17 protein-coding genes and 1 tRNA gene are annotated in these 18042 nt (G+C 54.7%); 4 read left to right on the forward strand and 14 right to left on the reverse strand.

Going from position 1 to position 18042, the window contains the following annotated elements:
* Nucleotides 1-9: 9 nt before the first annotated feature.
* Nucleotides 10-240 carry a hypothetical protein gene (locus EKM95_RS01115; protein WP_125695990.1) on the forward strand — a complete coding sequence of 77 codons (231 nt, stop codon included), beginning with the start codon at nucleotides 10-12 and terminating at the stop codon, nucleotides 238-240.
* Nucleotides 241-290: 50 nt separating this feature from the next.
* Here EKM95_RS01115 and EKM95_RS01120 read toward each other — a convergent pair whose 3' ends face one another.
* The 3 genes from EKM95_RS01120 to EKM95_RS01125 form a co-directional block, all read right to left on the reverse strand.
* On the reverse strand, nucleotides 291-536 hold the full coding sequence (locus EKM95_RS01120) for a hypothetical protein (RefSeq protein WP_125695991.1): 246 nt from the start codon (nucleotides 534-536) through the stop codon (nucleotides 291-293).
* 153 nt (nucleotides 537-689) lie between these two features.
* On the reverse strand, nucleotides 690-812 hold the full coding sequence (locus EKM95_RS11910; RefSeq protein WP_263852812.1) for a hypothetical protein: 123 nt from the start codon (nucleotides 810-812) through the stop codon (nucleotides 690-692).
* Nucleotides 813-1271: 459 nt separating this feature from the next.
* Nucleotides 1272-1345 (reverse strand) — tRNA-Arg (locus EKM95_RS01125).
* 115 nt (nucleotides 1346-1460) lie between these two features.
* On the opposite strand from EKM95_RS01125, the gene EKM95_RS01130 reads away from it, so the two are divergent.
* Complete coding sequence (locus tag EKM95_RS01130) at nucleotides 1461-3866, forward strand: Xaa-Pro dipeptidyl-peptidase (RefSeq protein ID WP_125695992.1); 2406 nt, start codon at nucleotides 1461-1463, stop codon at nucleotides 3864-3866.
* An 815-nt stretch (nucleotides 3867-4681) separates the two neighbouring features.
* Here EKM95_RS01130 and glnA read toward each other — a convergent pair.
* The 4 genes from glnA to miaA all read right to left on the reverse strand — a co-directional run bounded on the left by glnA (nucleotide 4682) and on the right by miaA (nucleotide 8763).
* Entirely contained in the window at nucleotides 4682-6022 is a 1341-nt protein-coding gene (gene glnA / locus EKM95_RS01135; protein WP_125695993.1) for a type I glutamate--ammonia ligase, read from the reverse strand.
* A gap of 46 nt (nucleotides 6023-6068) precedes the next feature.
* Nucleotides 6069-6440: a MerR family transcriptional regulator gene (locus EKM95_RS01140; protein ID WP_125695994.1), complete on the reverse strand. Its 372-nt coding sequence runs from the start codon at nucleotides 6438-6440 to the stop codon at nucleotides 6069-6071.
* 135 nt (nucleotides 6441-6575) lie between these two features.
* Entirely contained in the window at nucleotides 6576-7829 is a 1254-nt protein-coding gene (locus tag EKM95_RS01145; protein WP_125695995.1) for a methionine gamma-lyase family protein, read from the reverse strand.
* The gene (gene miaA, locus EKM95_RS01150) at nucleotides 7813-8763 is read right to left on the reverse strand and encodes a tRNA (adenosine(37)-N6)-dimethylallyltransferase MiaA (protein ID WP_125695996.1); all 951 of its coding nucleotides are present in this window, start codon (nucleotides 8761-8763) and stop codon (nucleotides 7813-7815) included. Before miaA ends, EKM95_RS01145 begins: the two co-directional genes overlap by 17 nt.
* Before the next feature lie 63 nt (nucleotides 8764-8826).
* On the opposite strand from miaA, the gene EKM95_RS01155 reads away from it, so the two are divergent.
* The gene (locus EKM95_RS01155; protein WP_125695997.1) at nucleotides 8827-9006 is read left to right on the forward strand and encodes a DUF3042 family protein; all 180 of its coding nucleotides are present in this window, start codon (nucleotides 8827-8829) and stop codon (nucleotides 9004-9006) included.
* Nucleotides 9007-9156: 150 nt separating this feature from the next.
* Here the strand turns inward: EKM95_RS01155 and EKM95_RS01160 are convergent, their stop codons facing one another.
* From EKM95_RS01160 to EKM95_RS01180, 5 genes are all read right to left on the reverse strand, one after another.
* Nucleotides 9157-9573, reverse strand: coding sequence for a rhodanese-like domain-containing protein (locus EKM95_RS01160; RefSeq protein WP_125696091.1), 417 nt, complete (start codon nucleotides 9571-9573; stop codon nucleotides 9157-9159).
* Nucleotides 9574-9593: 20 nt separating this feature from the next.
* Nucleotides 9594-10553 carry an ROK family glucokinase gene (locus EKM95_RS01165; RefSeq protein WP_125695998.1) on the reverse strand — a complete coding sequence of 320 codons (960 nt, stop codon included), beginning with the start codon at nucleotides 10551-10553 and terminating at the stop codon, nucleotides 9594-9596.
* Complete coding sequence (locus EKM95_RS01170) at nucleotides 10546-10779, reverse strand: YqgQ family protein (protein WP_125695999.1); 234 nt, start codon at nucleotides 10777-10779, stop codon at nucleotides 10546-10548. Before EKM95_RS01170 ends, EKM95_RS01165 begins: the two co-directional genes overlap by 8 nt.
* A complete protein-coding gene (locus EKM95_RS01175) occupies nucleotides 10776-11468 on the reverse strand; it encodes a rhomboid family intramembrane serine protease (protein ID WP_125696000.1) in 693 nt (230 codons plus the stop codon). The genes EKM95_RS01170 and EKM95_RS01175 overlap by 4 nt, the downstream gene beginning before the upstream one ends.
* 374 nt (nucleotides 11469-11842) lie before the next feature.
* Nucleotides 11843-13972 carry a peptidoglycan D,D-transpeptidase FtsI family protein gene (locus EKM95_RS01180; protein WP_125696001.1) on the reverse strand — a complete coding sequence of 710 codons (2130 nt, stop codon included), beginning with the start codon at nucleotides 13970-13972 and terminating at the stop codon, nucleotides 11843-11845.
* Between the two features lie 161 nt (nucleotides 13973-14133).
* Here EKM95_RS01180 and EKM95_RS01185 point away from each other — a divergent pair, with 161 nt between their 5' ends.
* The gene (locus EKM95_RS01185) at nucleotides 14134-16755 is read left to right on the forward strand and encodes a YfhO family protein (RefSeq protein WP_125696002.1); all 2622 of its coding nucleotides are present in this window, start codon (nucleotides 14134-14136) and stop codon (nucleotides 16753-16755) included.
* 135 nt (nucleotides 16756-16890) lie between these two features.
* Here EKM95_RS01185 and EKM95_RS01190 read toward each other — a convergent pair whose 3' ends face one another.
* Nucleotides 16891-17250 carry a GIY-YIG nuclease family protein gene (locus tag EKM95_RS01190; RefSeq protein WP_125696003.1) on the reverse strand — a complete coding sequence of 120 codons (360 nt, stop codon included), beginning with the start codon at nucleotides 17248-17250 and terminating at the stop codon, nucleotides 16891-16893.
* A gap of 10 nt (nucleotides 17251-17260) precedes the next feature.
* The gene (locus EKM95_RS01195; protein WP_125696004.1) at nucleotides 17261-17962 is read right to left on the reverse strand and encodes a DUF2087 domain-containing protein; all 702 of its coding nucleotides are present in this window, start codon (nucleotides 17960-17962) and stop codon (nucleotides 17261-17263) included.
* Nucleotides 17963-18042: the final 80 nt, after the last annotated feature.

Genomic DNA, 18042 nt, shown 5'->3' on the forward strand with positions numbered 1-18042 from the left:
GGTGGCCGCATGCTTGTCGATAGTTTGATCTTTATCCTGGCGGGAGGCCTCGTTGTGGCGATCGTTGCCCGCCTGAAATTCCCACTCAATCTGATCTTAACGGCCCTGGTGATGATCACGCTGGCCACCATCAGTCGTAAATTGTTTGACGCCGATGATCTGGCATGGCTCCTGCTAGCATGGCAGGCCGCACTTGTGGCTGTCATGTATGGCCTGCGCTACTGGCTTCATCACCGTTAATAAGCAAGGGCACCGAGGAAAAATTCCTCGGTGCCCTTTTTTCGAACCGTTTATCGGCGAGTATCACTGAATTCATAATGCACGAGGTCGCGAAATTCAAACTTATGGCCTTCGCCGGCGGTCAATGACCCAGTCTTCGTGCGAATCTTCGTCATCAGGTCGTCGTAAGCCTTTGTGTTACCAGGCTTCGTCCGCACTGGTAGCTCGACTGTGCTGCCATCGGTAAAAGTCCCATAGAAATATTGAACCTTTGATGCCTGTTGCTTCAATAATTTTTTTGCCAGTCGCTTATCCATGTGTGTCACCTACGTTCGTTGTAGTCAAGAAAAGGCCCGAAAACAACTTCGGACCCCGCCCCTGCCAAGGCCTTAAGTATAGCACAGCACCGGGACTGATTGTATCAATTGAGCGAGAATCAAAAAACGCCAGCTCGAGGCCAGCGTCTTTGATCAGCGTTGCAGCTGTGCAACAGCCTGTTCGATGGTTGCACCGGTCCCCTTGTGGTTCTGGTCTGCGGGATCGATCGCGATGAACAGCTGTGTCTTCGTATCAAGTTGAATACGGTATTTCATAAATATTACCTCCATTCGATAACACATGAATGGTCGTTCGGTAGCGATACCATGATTCTACGCGTTCAACAGCGTCGTGTCAATTGGTATCCCTTTCAATTTGGTTAAGAATGGTCAGAAGCAAAAACAATTTTTGTTAAATAACCCAAGTTCTATTAAGCTAATTGGAACGATAATCATGTCGTTTGTTTATTTGGTGTTGAAAATGATGATAGGCTTTCTTCTAACTAAATGCAAGTGAAATTTGTTAAAGAAAATTGAAAACCCGTTTTGCCGGGTTTTGTTCGCCCAGCTGGCCGTCCGGTCTGCGTCCGGTTACCACTCTGGAAAAACAACATCCGTAACCAGACGGTAACCAGACGAGCTTCTTTTCGCTTCTTTTCGCCGCTTTTCGCGCATACAAAAAGCCCGTTAAACCGGGCTTTTACTATCGCTGCTTTTCGCTGTTTCCGGTAAAAATGCGCCAGCCGGGATTCGAACCCGGGACCGATGGTTTAGAAGACCATTGCTCTATCCAACTGAGCTACTGGCACGTGTTGAACCTGTTTATTATAGGAAAGCGGGCCAAACGTGTCAATGAAGCGCCTTGCGACTCGCCTGCCGGATGGCTACACTGGCATTAGACTAAAAATGAAATGAGGCCTCAATGTGAAACTCAATCAAATCGCCCGGCTGACGCCAGACGCGACGACTCAATACACCGAACTTAAAGCGCTGGGCTTTATTGCAGATCCAGCTGAAGACCTGACCACACTGGTTCAGGCAGACCTGCCACTTCTTTTCCCCGAAGCTTACAGCGATGCCGCAAAACAAGAAGCGCTCGCCAATATTGCGATCGACGACACGCACACGCTGCGCGACCTGGTCGAGGCTCCGATGCAATGGCTGAACGTCACGACTTTTTATGCCGCGGCCCTGCAGCTGCTTGGGTTTGAACCATTCACCGACTATCAGCTGAGCGATCCAGCCAGCTTCATGACTGCGACCCAATTGCCGGCAGTTGCATCGATCGCCACAAGCGCCGATTTTTTGCAGGCGCTGTATCTCCTGCTGACGACACGCACGAAGCATTTGGTCAATTATCTGGATGACCTCGCCAACCGCGGCTTTTTTGCCCATTACCAAGATGGTAAGGAAACGCCGACCTATCTCTTCTTCAATGGCAAGGCGCAGGCTGTTTTCGATCCGCGCAAACTGGTGCGCGAAGTCGTCTGGGTCGAATCGGACCTCGACACGGATCACGATGGTCAACGTGACCTGCTGGAGACCACGATCTTCCGGCCAGCCGCGACAGATCAAGGGGTGAAAATGCCGGTGCTGTTCACCGCCAATCCCTACTTCCATGGCACCAACGATGAAGCGGTCAAGGCAATTACCCATGTGCCGGATCCGCATTTGGCCGTGAAAACCGTCAGCCACACCAAAGCCGAGGTGACCGCAACGCCTGCCGAACCGATGGCACTGCCCCATAAAGCGATCGAGCAGACCAGCACGACCGCCGAAGTCTATGCCGATGAGCAAGGAATCTATTCGCTCAACGACTTTTTCCTCAGTCGCGGCTTTGCCACCGTGTATTCGGCCGGCGTCGGGACTCGCGGCTCTGATGGATTGCGGACGACGGGCGACCCGGCAGAGACAGCCAGTGCCGTCGCGGTGATCGAATGGTTGACTGGCAAGCGCCCTGCCTTCACCACCCGCGATGGCCACACCGCGATCAAAGCTTGGTGGTGCAACGGCAACGTCGCCATGACCGGGAAATCGTACTTGGGCACCTTGTCCATTGCGGCGGCCACCAGTGGCGTCAAAGGACTGAAGACGATCATCTCCGAATCGGCGATCTCGAGCTGGTACGATTACTATCGGGAAAACGGGTTGGTCGTTGCCCCAGGCGGCTTCCAAGGCGAAGATGCCGACGTTTTAGCCGTTGACACCTATTCCCGGCAAAAACGCACCGGCGATTTTCTCCGCGTCAAGCCGCAGTGGGACCAGGCACTGGCCGAGATTGCAGCCGGCCAGGACCGCACCACGGGTGATTACAACGCCTGGTGGGATGCCCGCAACTACCGCAACAACTTAGCCAACATCACCTGCGATGTTGTGTCCGTTCATGGTCTCAACGACTGGAACGTCAAGCCGAAAAATGTGATCAAGTTATGGCAAGGACTGCAGGATCTGCCGATCGCCCACAAACTATTTTTGCATCAAGGCCAGCATGTCTACCTCAACAATGTCTTGTCACTGGATTTCACCGACCAGATGAACCTCTGGCTGTCCTATGAACTGCTCGGTGTGCAAAATGGAGCCAAAGATGTGATTCCCGATGTGACCGTGCAGGATAATGTGACCCCGCAGACCTGGCATCATTACAGCAATTTTGGGGCGCCTGCGACCGACCATTCAGTCCAGTCGCTGACCCTCGATCAGGCAACGGGCCGGGGTGCCAGCTTCGTCGATAACGCAACTGCGATCTTCACCGCCCATCATCAGACCTCCGATGATTTTGAAGCGGAGATCGTTCGCCCAGGGAAAAACAGTCTGTACGACGATGTTCGGTTGTGGCTGGATCTGCCTGCTTTCGCCGACGAGGTCACCTTGGAAGGCATTCCAACATTATCGCTTCGACTTTGGATCGACCAACCAACGGCAATTATTTCTGCCCGGTTAGTCGATGTCGGCGACGCCAAACGGTTCACCCCAAATGCCAGCGTCATTGAGGCCAGCGGTTACCAGCTCGGCTACGATTTCAAAGCCGATCGAATCGTCGAATTTGGCGAAGGCACCGAGACCGCCAGCAAGCTGATCACGTTTGGCCACGTCAACGCGCAAAATCCGACGAACGCGTATGAGATTCAGCAGATCGAGCCGGGCAAACCGTTCACTGTCGAGTTCGAGCTTCAGCCGACCCATTATCGCCTGCCAAAAGACCGGCACCTCGCGCTGATCATTCACGGCGCCGACATGGCACAGACGCAGCGCCCAACCACGATCACGAATTACCACCTCGATCTGGAGGCCAGCACTCTTCGCCTCCCGTTACGGTCTGACGAAAATTGATTGCCCCTGCCTTCACGAGTGAGACACCCATCTTCTCTGAAAGTAGCACGCACCTCAGCGTGATATCACGGTCCAAATCGAGCGGTTGAAAAGTTATTTAAAATAATTTTTTCAGATCCTGACAGGACACGTTCAAAACGCCCACATCATAGCGATGCGAGCGTTTTTATTGTGTAATAAAAAAGTTGACAGCATCGTTTACAAGGTGCTATATTAATCGACAGCAGAAGGGGCTTCTGGTGTGGCCACACGGAACGGTTTCCCCCGAGGCAGGCGGACCCAGTGCGGGGGATACCGTACGCAAACCTAGAGTGGCTGCTATGAAGGGCATCCGAGTCAGTGGTGTCATAAATTAGGGGAGTGGGTCAGTTCCACAGTTCCATCGTTCTACCAGCTTTACCAGTATCACCGTTGTCCGGCAGCAAGCATCGAGCCTTGATCACGCTGTCGCCGTTGAAATCTGATCGCGCCAAGCCCCACAAGCAAGGCGCCTCCAGTATCCTAATCTAAAATCACGCAAACACACTGGCAATGCCCCAAAAGGCACTTCGACCGGTGTGTTTGTCGTACATGGCCTCAAAATATTCATTTTCGATTCTGATCTTTTTTCAAAAAAGTGAGAATCGGCAAAAAATCTAAACATGCCCAAAAAATCGCCCGCTTTTTGGGCACATTGACGAACCGGAATCAAAAATCGGGTCAAAACTTCACGACGAAGTTCTGACCCGATTTTTATCTACCTAACTATTAGTCCGCGTGACTGCGGCTTTTGGGAAGGCATGAGGCACTTCACAGTCCGCGCGTGACCGGTGTGATCAATACAATTCCAGATACTGATCGCGTTCCCATTCCGAAACACTTTGCCGGTATGCGGCCCACTCCAAGTCTTTGGAGTCCTTGAAGCTCTGATACAAATGCGGGCCAAGTGCGGCCTTGACCACCGGATCATCTTCCAGCGCCTTGATCGCGTTGTGCAAGGTCGATGGCAGATCCTGGATGTGGTTGGCTTTCCGCTCGGAGTCTTGCATCCGGTAAATGTTGCGATCGACGGCCTCTTCCGGCGTCAACTTATTTTCAATACCGTCAAGTCCTGCCTCGAGAATCGCGGCGATGGCAAGATACGGATTGGCGGTCGGATCGACGCTGCGCAATTCAAGGCGCGTCCCTAACCCGCGGGCAAGTGGCACCCGAATCAGCGGGCTGCGATTGGTGCCGGACCAAGCGATGTAAACGGGTGCCTCGAAGCCTGGGACCAAGCGCTTATACGAGTTGACCGTGGGATTGTTGATTGCGGTGAGTGCCCGTGCGTGAGCCAGCAGGCCAGCGAGGAAATGCATCGCGCTGTCAGACAATTGGGTGTCCGTCTCTGGATCGTAGAAGAAGTTCTTCTCCCCTTTGAAGAGCGACATGTTGATATGCATCCCCGACCCGTTGATGCCGTGCAGCGGCTTTGGCATGAAGGTCGCGTACAGCCCATGCTTGCGGGCGATCGTTTTCACGACCAACTTAAAGGTTTGAATGTGATCGGCGGCATCGAGCGCATCGGTGTAGCGAAAATCGATCTCATGCTGGCCAGGCGCAACTTCGTGATGTGAAGCCTCGACCTCAAAGCCCATTTTTTCCAGCTCAAGGACAATATCACGCCGGCAATTTTCACCCATGTCAAGCGGGGCAAAATCAAAATAGGACCCCTTGTCATTCAGCTGCATCGATGGCTCGCCGTTTTCGTCCAGCTTGAACAAGAAAAACTCTGGCTCTGGGCCGATGTTGAAGGCCGAATAGCCGTCATCTTTCATGTCCTGAATCACGCGGACCAAATTGTTACGCGGATCGCCTTCAAATGGCGTGCCGTCCATGCGGTGAACACTGCAGATCAGCCGTGCGACCTTGCCGTGATCATTCTCCCACGGGAAAAGCAGCCAGGTGTTGAAATCCGGAAACAGCAACATATCACTTTCCTCGATGCGGACAAATCCGTCGATCGAGGAACCGTCGAAGGCCATCTTGTTCGCCAGCACTTTTTCCAGCTGGGAAACAGGCACTTCAACGTTTTTGATGATGCCATTGATATCGGTGAACATCAGGCGCAAAAACTGAACGTTCTCCTCTTTGACGCTGGTCCGAATATCATCTGCGGTGATCGTTTTTCTTGCCATGGATTGTTTCCTTTCCGCAAGGCGACTCGCGCCATGCGTACGTCGACTACGGCCGAAACCCAAATCCCTGACTGACACTAGGGCCACTGGGATTTTGGTTCATGCGACTTTGATTAAGTAGCTCTGCCCGCAACGCCTGCCGCACCGCGGCGTCGCTGGTCTCGTTGACAGGCTGGCGCGGCTTGCGCAGCCGTTTGATGTCGTCTAGACTGAGCCCACTTGCCAACTGGTCCTTGATATCGATAAGCGCATCGACATCATTGAGCGCATACATCCGGTGATTGCCGGCGGTGCGCTGGGGATGAACCAGGCCCTGTTTTTCATAATACCTGATTTGGCGCGCCGACAGTGCCGTCAACGTCATGACGGTGCCGATCGGAAGCACCGCGCGACTGCGCAGATCGACCACCTCTGCCATGGGCTCGCCTCCTGTATGGTGTCAGACTAACAAACGAGCCCGCCGCGTGTCAACCAATGATGTCAGCTTATCTGACATTCGGGCAAAAAATGACGCCACGAAAAAAGGCCGGCCGCAGCCGACACTTTCCCGATGCTAGTTGAAAAATGTCGCCTGCGCCGCGCCAATGATGCCAAGCTTGACATGCGCATAAGTGAGCCCACCTTGCAGATACAGGGTGTACGGCTCACGGAGCGGCCCATCGCCTGAAAATTCGATCGTTGCGCCGGAGACAAACGAGCCCCCTGCCATGATGACCTCATCTTCGTACCCGGCCATCACTTCAGGAATCGGCGTCACAAACGAATCGATCGGCGAATTTGCCTGCAGGGCCTCAGCGAATGCCACCATGTCGTCTGGATTGCCGAAGTTGACAGTCTGAATCAGATCCGTGCGGGGCTCGTTCCATTTTGGACTGACATCAAGGCCCAGCGCCTCAAGCAACGCGGCTTCAAAAATCGCCCCTTTGATCGCATTGCCCGTGGTCTGCGGTGCGATGAAGAAGCCCTGATACATGTCGCGCAAAATATCGAGCGTCGCCCCTTCATCCGCGCCGATGCCCGGCACCGTGAAGCGATACGAAACGCGCTCGACCAGATTTTTGCGGCCAACGATATAGCCACCTGTTTTGGCCATGCCGCCGCCACCATTTTTGATCAAAGAGCCTGCCATCAGATCCGCGCCGACATCCAGCGGCTCCTGAGTCTCGGAAAATTCGCCGTACGCGTTATCCGTGAAGATCCACACATCCGGGGCCACACCGCGCACCGCCTTGATCATTTCGGCGATCTTCGCGATGGTGAAGGATGGTCGCGTCGCATACCCGCGCGAGCGCTGAATCGCAACGACCTTCGTCTCAGGGCGAATGCGCGCCTTGATCGCATCAAGATCTGCCTCGCCATTTTCCAGCAATGGGACAAAATCGCTGGTGATGCCGTATTCCTTGGCGCTTCCGATACCGTTGCCAGCCATGCCCAGCACTTCCTGCAAGGTATCATACGGCTCGCCCGTGATGTAGAGAATCTCATCGCCAGGGCGGGTCAGGCCAAGGAGCGCAGTCCCAATCGCATGCGTCCCCGACACGAATTGCGGCCGCACTAAGGCATCCTCGCCGCCCAAGACATCGGCAAAAATCGCCTCGAGCTTATCGCGACCCTCATCATTGTTGCCATAGCCAGTGGTGCCGGACAGGTCACTTTCGGCCACGTGATGCGCCTGAAAACTGGCCAAGACCTTCGCCTGATTGGTCAAGATCTGGGCATCGATCGTTGCCAATTGCGGCGCGATCTTTTCATCGACCGCATCGACCAGCGCCATTAACTTTGGGTCATACTTATCTTGCCAAGCCATTTTGTTCTCCTTTGATAAACGACGCGACAAGCTGATCGATCGCCTCAAGCGCAGTTGGCGTTTGAAGCAGGTCAAACCAGTTGGTCGGCATCTGATTGCGAAAATACGTCAATTGCCGTTTTGCATAATTGCGCGAATGCTGCTTGATCAGCGCAACAGCCGGCGCAAGTGGCGCCTGCGCCTGAAGCACCGGCACAAGCTCCTTGTAGCCGATTGCCTTAAATGCCTGCGCATCCGGCGACACCATTGCAAGCAAGCCGGCCACTTCCTGAAGAAGGCCCTCCTGCATCATCTGATCCACGCGCTGATCAATGCGCTGATAAAGCAGCGCCCGGTCGGTGGTCAGGCCGATCACCAGACTCTGGTAAGGCTCTGTTGGCGGCGATTGGGCGGAAAATAGTTGGCCGGTCTGCTCGATCACCTCCAGCGCCCGCACCACGCGTCGGGAGTTGGCAGCCGGAATCTTGGCGGCTGCATCAGGATCCCGAGCCGTAAGCTGGTCGTGGAGCCAGTCTTGACCATGCACCGCCAGTTGGGCTTCCCACCGCTGCCGGGCCGGAGTCGTCGCCGCGACACCTAAAGGGAGCCCCTTCGCCAAAGCATTCAGGTAAAACCCGGTGCCGCCGACCACGATCGGCAGTTTCCCCCGGGCCACCAGCGCCTGGATCACCGCGCCGGCACGTGTCTGAAACTGAGCCGCGGTGAATGGCGTCCCCGGATCGATGATATCGATGAGATGATGGGGCACGCCATCCATTTCCGCCGGGGTCACTTTGGCGGTGCCAATATCCATGCCGCGATAGATCTGATAGGCGTCGCCATTGATCACTTCGCCGTTGAACTGTTGCGCGAGTTTCACCGCCAGCGCGCTTTTTCCCACGGCAGTCGGACCGCCGATGAGAATGATCTTGGGTTTTAAGGCAGTTTTATTCATTTCATCACCAGCTTCTAGTATAATGAACCTAGCGATAAAGTTCAGCAGAATGGAGGGATTTTCATGAAGCACAAATTTTTTGGTGGTTTTCTTCTTGGCACTTTGATGACGGCCAGCGCCGTTGCAGGCAGTTTGATCGCCTTCAAGAAGTCTTATATCGAACCTGTGGAAGATAAAGTCGACGAGATCAACACTAACCGCAAAAAAGCCAACCGCAAGCAGCACGCTGCTCACCAAGGCTAACCTATTCATGCCAGCCGCGATGCTGGCTTTTTTTGTCTCGTCATCGAAGCTAAATTGAAGCTCGGCCCCCACCCGGTCAAGCATAAAAAATCCGGGCCGGCACAGTAAACTCGTGCGACGACCCGGATTTTTGTCGATATGGCCGCAGACCTATTTCTTGTCTTCGAGCCCTTTTTTCTTCTTGGTCTTGCCCGACCAGGCGTTGTAGCCGCCCTTGAGCAGATAGATCTGGGTGAATCCAGCTTTTTTCAAGCGGTAAGCCGCACTGACGGAACCGGTGCCGGTCAGATCATAGAGATAAACTGGCAGGTCCTTGCGCAACTCGCTCATCCACTGCTTGATCGTGCTGGCAGGCAGGCTCCGGGCGCCGAGAATATGACCGGCGTCGAAGTCCTTTTTTTCACGCAGGTCGGCGATCGTCGCCTTGCGCATGCCCGCTTCGAATTCTTCCGGGGTGAGCTCACCGCCGACGGACTTCAAGCGATTTTTGCGAATGCGGATATAAAACCAGTTGGCGGCCCAAACGATCAGGAAAACGCCGACCAGGGTGAGTAAAAATCCAGTGATGTCGTTCAAATGATCGCCCCTTACTTCAATGCCAGGCTGGCCGCGCCGATCACGCCAGCTGTGTTACCCAAGGTCGCCAGGCGAATGTGCGTCGTGTTACGGACATTCGGGAAGGTGAACTGTTCAAAGTAGCTCTGCACACGCGTCAACAGGAAGTCGCCAGCCGCAGAGACGCCGCCGCCAATTAAAATGTACTCAGGGTTGAGCATGTTGCCCAGGTTGCCGAGCGCGAGGCCGAGGTAATAGCACACTTTGTCGACGATCATCAGGGCCAGCTTGTCGCCGGTCTTCGCGCAATCGAACACGATCTTGCTGGAGATCTCGTCGCCATTGTCGAGAATCTGCTTCAGCTGGGAATCGCCGGCAAATTCTTCCGCCATGTCACGCGCCACACGAACGACACCAGTGGCACTGGCCACGGTCTCAAGGCAGCCTTTTTTCCCGCAGGTGCACAGATAGCCATTTGGATCGACGGTCACATGGCCGATCTCACCAGCCGAGCCAGCGGTGCCGTGAAGCAAGAGGCCATCTGCGACAATGCCGCCGCCGATCCCGGTACCCAGGGCGACCAGGGTCACGTTTTTCGACTTGTCGCCGGCACCCTTCCACTGCTCGCCAAGCGCCGCCACATTGACGTCGTTGTCGATGGCAAATGGAATGCCCGTTGCGGCTTCAATGTCGCGCTTCGGAAACTGCAGCGTTTTCCAGTTCAGGTTATAGGCGCCAATGACCGTGCCCTGTTCGAGATCGACCGTGCCAGGAGACCCCATGCCGATGCCCAGAAAATCGGATGCATCCATGTTGTACAGTTTCATGTGGTCCTTCAGTGAGTCGATGATATCCGGGATGATGTGGCTGCCATCATCCAGAATGTTGGTATCGATGCTCCAGCGCTGCTGGATCTCACCATCCGCCGTCAAGATCGCAAATTTAGCGGTGGTGCCCCCAAGATCGACACCGATCAGCTTCTTGTCAGTCATTCTCTTGCCTCCGTGTGGTTGTATTTAAGGGATGTTTTTCTTCTTGTTCATGTTCGTGGCGCAACACGATCTTCGCAGTCGCGTACGTCTTATCGTCGATCAGCTGGAGCTTATGCAAACGGTCCACTTCCACCGCAGCCAGCTCAATGTCCCACAGCCGCTCGCCCACGTGGATATAGGTCCCGTAGCGTTTCAGTAGCTGGAGCACGTCATAGTAGGTCCTCATAGCAGCGCCTGCGTGTAGCCGAAGTGAAGCAGGAAGCCAAGCACGCCGATGAGAAAAACACCGGAGATCACTTGACGCCAGCGTGGCATTTCCCCAATGTTAGGGGCCCCGAGCAAGCCAGCGATCAAAAACCCGCCGATCAACCCACCAATATGTCCATAAATATCAACCGAGGAAGAAAACAGGTTGAAGATCAAGTTGATCGCAGCGAACACCGCAAACTGCCGGGCGACGGCGCCAACTTGCGGCTGATGGCGAAATGTATCGCCCAGTAGCAAAAAGGCACCCATCAACCCGAACAATGCCGTGCTGGCCCCGGCTGAGACCACATCAGGGTTAAACACGAAGCTCGCCACGTTCCCCGCAATGCCGGAAACCAGGTAGATCGTGAGGAAGCGCCAATGGCCGAAGACTTGCTCGCACAGGACCCCCAGAAAATACAGTGTGAGCCCATTCATCAAAATATGGGTCAGGCCAATATGAAGAAAGATCGGCGTGATGAACCGCCACCATTCCCCCATCCAGATCGCCGTGTTGTAGCGGGCCCCGAATCGAATCAGAACCGTGACCGACTCGCTGCCACCTGCCAGTGTCTCAAGCGCGAACACGCTGATCGTGACCGCAAGCAACGCATATGTGATAAATGGGGTGCCATCAAGGCGTCTGACCCACCGTGGGGTATTTTGCATAGCCGCTCCTTTCAGCATCTCGACAAAAAAGCAACAGGCGCGAACCTGCTGCTCGCCGCAAACTCAAACCGAGAAAAATAGTATCCCTTGCCAAGCTGACGCCTGACATTCACAGAATAGTTTAGCATTTTTTGGAAGGGCTGCCTAGTATAACGCGTGCGCCGTCATGTACCACACAATACAATGCAGCCTTCCATCAGCTGCCATTAAGTAATAGACGAAGCTGGTAAGTCTGTTTCTCAATCGCACTCTCCGAATCCTGAAACAGCTGCTTATTCTGACCCTTCATTTAGAGCTCACGATTTGGCCTTTCCCCTCTGCCTCACGTTCGCCCCCCCTTCCACGCAAAAAGGCCGCTTTGGCGACCTTTTTGGTTAGTTCTTCAATTTGACTTGGTGCGGGGTGTAATTTTTGTCTTCCTTGACGTCGTTCATTTTGTAGTAGTCACTGAACATTTGCTTGGCGACGACTTGGGCGTAGTTGCCGTCCGTGTCCGCTTCTAGGTTAGGGAAGACGACGGCGATCGCGATCTGTGGGTCCGTTGCCGGGGCAAAGCCGACGAAGCTTAGGGTCGTGGTCTCAAGCAGCTTGGACGTGTTGTCTTCCGGATCCGCCCGCGTAAAGGTCTGGGCGGTCCCTGTTTTGCCAGCCACGCCTGGGTTGAGGGTGTTCAAGCTGGTCGCGGTGGTCCAACCGTTGGTCCCGTGGACGACCTGCCACATTCCCTGCTTGACGAGGTCGATCTGGGCCTGGGTATTGGGGATCTTGCCCAAGATCGTCGGCGTGGTCACATTTGTCGTCGCGGTGGCTTTGCCGTTGTTGGCGGTCTGGCTGATCGACTGAACGATGTAGGGTTTCATGCGGTAGCCGTTGTTGGCCACAGCCGAGACGTATTGCGCCATTTGCATCAGGGTGTACGTATCGTAGTTCCCGTAAGACAAGTCCAGCGCCGAGCCGACTGCCAGCTGACCATTCAAAGTGGTGGCGCCTTGCAGCCCTGAGATCTCCCCAGGCAGGTCGATGCCGGTGGTCAAGCCGAGTCCGAACTCGGCAAAATACCGTCGCATTTTGTCAAAAATATCGGAGTCCATGGTCATGGAGACCTTTGGGGTATATTTCGCGTTGGCTTCACGCATTGCCAAATGCATCATGTAGATGTTGGAGGAGACTTCCAGTGCCGAGGCGGCATTCAGGGAGCTGAAGGTGCCGACTGGATAGACGGACTTTTTGACTGGGGTGGCCGGCAGATAGATCGGCGTATCGGCGATCGTATTTTCCGAGGTGGTAATGACGCCATCCTGCAACGCGCCGAGGATCATCGCGGGCTTGACGGCCGACCCCATCGCAAACGCGCGGTTCAACACGCCAAGGGCATCATCAGAAACTTTGTGCGACTTCGTGTTTTGCGCTTCGCCGGCAATGGCCAACACCGCGCCGGTGCTCGGGTTCATCGCCACGGCATAGGCACCATCCGCATTCGCGGCTTCCCCGTCGGAAACGGCGCTGGCGAATGTCTTTTTCAAAATTGCTTCGACTTTTTGTTGATAGGCCGAATCGATGGTCAAGGTGAGGTTCGCGCCTTGTTGGCCTTTGAACTTCTGGACCGAGTTGATGATCTCATTGTCGCTGCCGATCTCGACTTGGGTGCGGCTCTTGGCGCCTTTGAGGACATTTTCGTAGGCTTTTTCCAGGTAGCTGATGCCAACGCGATCATTGCGGGCATAGCCATTGGCGAGGTAACCGGTCAGGCCATCGGATGGCAGGCCGGATTTTTCGCTGGAAACAGTCCCGATGATACTGGTCATGGACGCCCCATTTGGATAATGACGCTCCCAGTCAGTGCCCAAGTTCACGCCTGGCATTTCGGTCAAATGCTCGCCGACCAGCGCTAATTCCTTTTCGGTCAACCCCGTATTTTTCAGATAAACCGTGGTCAGCGAGGTCGCCCCGTTCATGATCTTGTACAGCGCCACGCTTTGCTTTTGCTTGGCGGTGAAGTTCGGCATGTGCTTTTCGACATACTCGGTCTGGGCAGTGTAAAGCTTGCCTGTATCATTTTTATATTTGGTCGCCGCATCCGGAATCTTCTGAATGACCGCGTCTGAGGCATCGCTGTCGGACAGATAATAATCCGCGTAGTCGCGCGGCTGAAGGTTATCGGTGTCGACGGTGATGTAGGTGACCAGCTTATCGGCAACGGCGCGCATCGACGCGGCCGTCACGCCCATACTCTTGGTGTAAGTGATCGCATTGTTGGCCTGATTGGTGACCAGCGGCCGGCCCTGGCTGTCAAAAATCAAGCCGCGGGGCACGGCGCCGGTGACCAGGGTCTGGTCGGTGCGATCGACTTCGGTCCGGAATTTTTCGCCATTGAAGATCTGCAGGTAGGCGAGCTGGGCGACCAAGGCGGCCAACAGCAAAAAGACGAAAAAGAAGAGCAGGTTCAGCCGCAGCGGAATCTGCGACTTCACGCGTTTTGGTTTTTGTGTCCGAATGTATTTCAAAAGCGATCTCCCCTACTCAGCGTCACGGTCAGTTTCTAAACACGAGTGTAGCAAAAACCCCGCCCGAAAGCGAGGCGCTCGCCATCTATGGTATAGTAAAAGGTGTTTTTGTGCCGCGACGTCGCGGCATTTTTAAGGTTTCTTTAGGTTGGGAGAAAAACATGCGACTGAAGCGTTTCTGGGAACGACATATCTTACTGCTTGCCTTTTTATTGCCATGCCTCGTGATGGGCGTGTATTTCATCGTGCGCGGGGTGTGGCCATTTGGCAATAGCTCCGTCCTCACCGTGGATATGGGCCAGCAGTATATTGATTTTTACAGCTATTATCGCCAGACACTGCTCGGGCATCCCGGCCAGCTGTTTTACGCCTTCAACAACGCGCTTGGCGGCGACATGTTCGGCACATGGGCATATTATCTCGCCAGTCCGTTCAATCTGGTGCTATTGCTTTTTCCAAAAACCATGCTGGATCTCGCCGTCGCGGTGATGACCCTGCTCAAATATGGGGCGGCCGGCCTCACCATGGCCTATTACTTGCGCCGCCGCGGCTGGCGCAGTCTGTGGCCAGCCACATTCGGCTTCGCCTATGCCCTGTCCGGCTGGATGGTCGCCAATCAACTGAACCTGATGTGGTTCGACGGTGCAGTCTTCTTGCCGCTGGTGCTGGATGGCGTCGAGCGGCTCATCGAAGAGCGGCGCCCGTTTCGGTTCATTTTCTGGCTGACCGTCGCGATCGTTGCCAACTATTATATGGGTTACATGATCTGCCTATTCGTCGTCGGTTACTTCTTTTGGGCGGCCAGCGCCCGCAAACGCGCCTGGCAATTGCGCGTCAAGGAGTTTCTGCGATTCGCTGGGGCAAGTTTGCTGGCCGGCGTGGCGAGTGCGGTGCTGCTTTTGCCGACGCTGTTTCAGCTGACGCAAAGCAAGGGCACCTACACGATCAAGACCATTCACTGGAAATTCGAGTATCAGCCGTGGAAAATGCTGGGCAAATTTTTCGCCGGCAGCTTCAACTTTGACCAAATGCCCAATGGCCAGCCGAATGTGTTCGTCGGCAGCCTCGTGGTGATCGCCTTTGTCTTGTATTTTGTCCTAGGCAAAAATCGCTGGCAGGAGCGGCTCACAGCCCTGGTTTGGACAGGCATTCTGACGCTGTCGTTGATGTTTGAGCCGCTGGATCTCCTGTGGCATGGCATGCAGTTTCCCGTTTGGTACAACTACCGCTTTTCCTTCGTCGTTTGTGCCTGGCTGATCCTGCTGGCGGCGCGGGCGCTACGCTTTTTACCGGATGGCATCAATGTGTGGCAGCTGGCCCTCAGCCTGGCCGTCGTGCTTGCCCTGTGCGGCGTGGTCTGGCTGAATGTCGATCAATTCCCGTACCTCTCCGATCAACAAGTCCTAACAACTTTCCTTTTCAGCGTCGCGGCCATCGTCCTGCTGTCGGTGCGCGCCGACCAGCGAAAATGGACACCGCTCTTATTCATGATACTGATCCTGGGCGAAAGCACCAGTAACATGGCGCTTTCCCTAAACCAGATCAGTTATGTGTCGCACAGCGACTATCACACCTACACCGAGGCCCTGCGCGAAGGTGTCGACAAGTTAAACGTCACCACCCCGGATCGCATCGGCAAGACGGTTTTACGGACAAAAAACGATGCGATGCAGGTCGGCTACTGGGGCACGGACCAATTCAGCTCGCTGTTTGAGCCCAGCGTGCCGCAGTTTTTTGGCAACATAGGCCAATCCGCGGGGGACAATTTTGCCGCCTACACCAACGGTACCGTGATCACCGATGCGTTGCTCGACATCCGCTACTGGCTGACGCCCCGGACCGATGTGATCGCCACCAGCGAAAGTCCTTTCCTGCCGCCGCTGTCCCCGCGTCCGGACCTTCAACGCGAGACGCGCCGCGGGCAGACACGCTGGCTGACGGGCTACGAAAACGACAACGCGCTTGGACTGGGCTTTGCGGCCAGCGACAAGATCTTGAAAACAAAATTGATCGACGGCATGCCGGTCACAAACCAGGAAATGATCATGGCCGCGCTGACCGGCCGCGATTACCAGACGCTGTTTGATAAGATCGATCTGGCGAAACCGGCAATCAAGGGCGGCACCTGGAGCGCTGGCATCGTTTCCAAGAAGAAGATCGCCAGCACAACAACCGTGACTTATACCTTCGAGGCGACCAGCAGCGACCCGTATTACCTGAAGATCGGGTCCGATTTTACCGATAACCTCGTCTCGCTCACGCAAAATGGGGTGGCGGTACCAATTTATGACACCTTCCGCGATAGCGAGCTGTTAAATATCACCCCCGGCGAGATCGGCAAAAAACAGACGCTGGTCTTCACGCTGAATAAGGATACCGCCAATTTCAGTAGTGTCGTCCTTTATCGCCTCAATCAAAGTAAGGTCACGGCCGATCTTGCCACTTTGAAACAATCGCCGTGGCGCATCGATGACTCAGGCGCCCGCCATCTTTCGGGCACCGTTTCCATCACTAAGAAAGATCAGGTCCTGATGACCACCATTCCGACGAGCCCAGGCTGGCACGTAACGGTCGATGGCCAGGCCGTCACGCCACACAAGGTCCTTGGCCTGTTCATGGCCCTCGAGTTGAGTCGCGGGACGCACCGCATCTCGATGACCTACACCCCGCCTTATTTGTGGGTAGGCCTCATTGTCACACTGGTTGCCTTGCTGCTGATTCTGCTATGGTGGTGGCTGACCCCGCGCGGTCGCCACAGCCGCGGCGCGATACGCCCAGAATAAAATCGCGTCAATTAAAAAAAGCCAAGACCGTTGCGCTCGGAGTTTTCCGAGTGCAGCGTATCTTGGCTTTTTTCGCGTCTGCCACAGGAGATTTGGCAACTGCACCAAACACGGCGCCGGTGCAGCAAGCTGTCCTCAGTGGCTTTTGGGCCGGGTGTTATACCCGCGGTCATCAAAAGGCTGCAGGCGCTCAAGCCATTCCTCTTTCAGCAGCTTGACCGCATGGCGCAGATTGGCAACATCGTCAGTCTTTTCTTCCCACAATACCTTATAAGTAAAGGCATCCGCGCCATATTCATCCCAATCACGCTGCAAGGCAGTCTGTCCATAGGCGTGGTTGTTGAGGTTTGTCTGATAATAGCCCCACCGATTTTTAGTGTTCGGCACCGCATCGATATAGATCTTATGAGTCACGGTATTCGTGAGCTGAATCACGCCATAATAGGTCGGCTGCAGCTTATAGTCGCGAATTTTTGTTTTCCGGTCTTCGTTCATGTTTGTCTCCTTAAAAGATCCGCCAATAGGTCCGCTCATCGGCCGTCCGTGCTAAAAACTGATAGTCGACGAGGTAGCGTTTGAGTGTGGTATGGTCAGGAAAAATTGCGTTAAGCAGCTGATCGACTTCGGTCCGCGAATACTGCCGGTCAAAAATAAATTCCTGCCTGAGCCGATACAGCACGGCAATGATTTTTTTCTGTCCTTTCGGCAACCGGGTGAGCGTCAAGCGACCATTTTCTTCATCAAAGAATTTGTCGACGATGGTCTGATACTCAGCAGCCGTGATCTTGAAGCGCGCATCTTGGCGTTCAACGCCCGGTGGCATCGGCAACCACGGCTGCGGCTTGACTTGGCCAAACCCGGCCTGATATTGCGCGAGATACAACCGCGCTTGTTTCGCCTTTTCCCGAAATGTGAAGCGCTGGTGCCGGACCGTCGCCAAGCTCACCTGCAGTTTTGCGGCGATCTGTGCATCGCTCTCCCCTGCGGCAAACGCGGCTAACAAGGTCTGCTGCGTGGCTGTGAGCGTGTTATATTTGTCCGTGGTCGCTAATATCGCGTGATCCGCTCCTCCGTGGGCTTGCTGAACATGCGCGGTGATCGACTCACGAGAAGGCGTGGTGTACGAACAATAAAGGCACACCCAGAGGTCCCCAACTTGGTGGTACCCTTGCGCCAACGCTTCTGTTGTCAGTGTCAATGGATCCATCAACGATCACCTCGTCAAAAATATACCGTTGTTGACGAATACTGTCAACATCATCCGAAACGATTCGAGCGACCCACCAC

Source organism: Lacticaseibacillus yichunensis, from assembly GCF_003946405.1.
Classification (GTDB): domain Bacteria; phylum Bacillota; class Bacilli; order Lactobacillales; family Lactobacillaceae; genus Lacticaseibacillus; species Lacticaseibacillus yichunensis.

Excerpts from the sequence above, each read along its gene's own strand:
- EKM95_RS01115 (WP_125695990.1), top strand. The coding sequence starts at position 10 with ATGCTTGTCGATAGTTTGATCTTTATCCTGGCGGGAGGCCTCGTTGTG.
- EKM95_RS01120 (WP_125695991.1), bottom strand. The coding sequence starts at position 536 with ATGGATAAGCGACTGGCAAAAAAATTATTGAAGCAACAGGCATCAAAG.
- EKM95_RS11910 (WP_263852812.1), bottom strand. The coding sequence starts at position 812 with ATGAAATACCGTATTCAACTTGATACGAAGACACAGCTGTTCATCGCG.
- glnA (WP_125695993.1), bottom strand. The coding sequence starts at position 6,022 with ATGGCAAGAAAAACGATCACCGCAGATGATATTCGGACCAGCGTCAAA.
- EKM95_RS01140 (WP_125695994.1), bottom strand. The coding sequence starts at position 6,440 with ATGGCAGAGGTGGTCGATCTGCGCAGTCGCGCGGTGCTTCCGATCGGC.
- EKM95_RS01145 (WP_125695995.1), bottom strand. The coding sequence starts at position 7,829 with ATGGCTTGGCAAGATAAGTATGACCCAAAGTTAATGGCGCTGGTCGAT.
- miaA (WP_125695996.1), bottom strand. The coding sequence starts at position 8,763 with ATGAATAAAACTGCCTTAAAACCCAAGATCATTCTCATCGGCGGTCCG.
- EKM95_RS01155 (WP_125695997.1), top strand. The coding sequence starts at position 8,827 with ATGAAGCACAAATTTTTTGGTGGTTTTCTTCTTGGCACTTTGATGACG.
- EKM95_RS01165 (WP_125695998.1), bottom strand. The coding sequence starts at position 10,553 with ATGACTGACAAGAAGCTGATCGGTGTCGATCTTGGGGGCACCACCGCT.
- EKM95_RS01170 (WP_125695999.1), bottom strand. The coding sequence starts at position 10,779 with ATGAGGACCTACTATGACGTGCTCCAGCTACTGAAACGCTACGGGACC.
- EKM95_RS01175 (WP_125696000.1), bottom strand. The coding sequence starts at position 11,468 with ATGCAAAATACCCCACGGTGGGTCAGACGCCTTGATGGCACCCCATTT.
- EKM95_RS01185 (WP_125696002.1), top strand. The coding sequence starts at position 14,134 with ATGCGACTGAAGCGTTTCTGGGAACGACATATCTTACTGCTTGCCTTT.
- EKM95_RS01190 (WP_125696003.1), bottom strand. The coding sequence starts at position 17,250 with ATGAACGAAGACCGGAAAACAAAAATTCGCGACTATAAGCTGCAGCCG.
- EKM95_RS01195 (WP_125696004.1), bottom strand. The coding sequence starts at position 17,962 with ATGGATCCATTGACACTGACAACAGAAGCGTTGGCGCAAGGGTACCAC.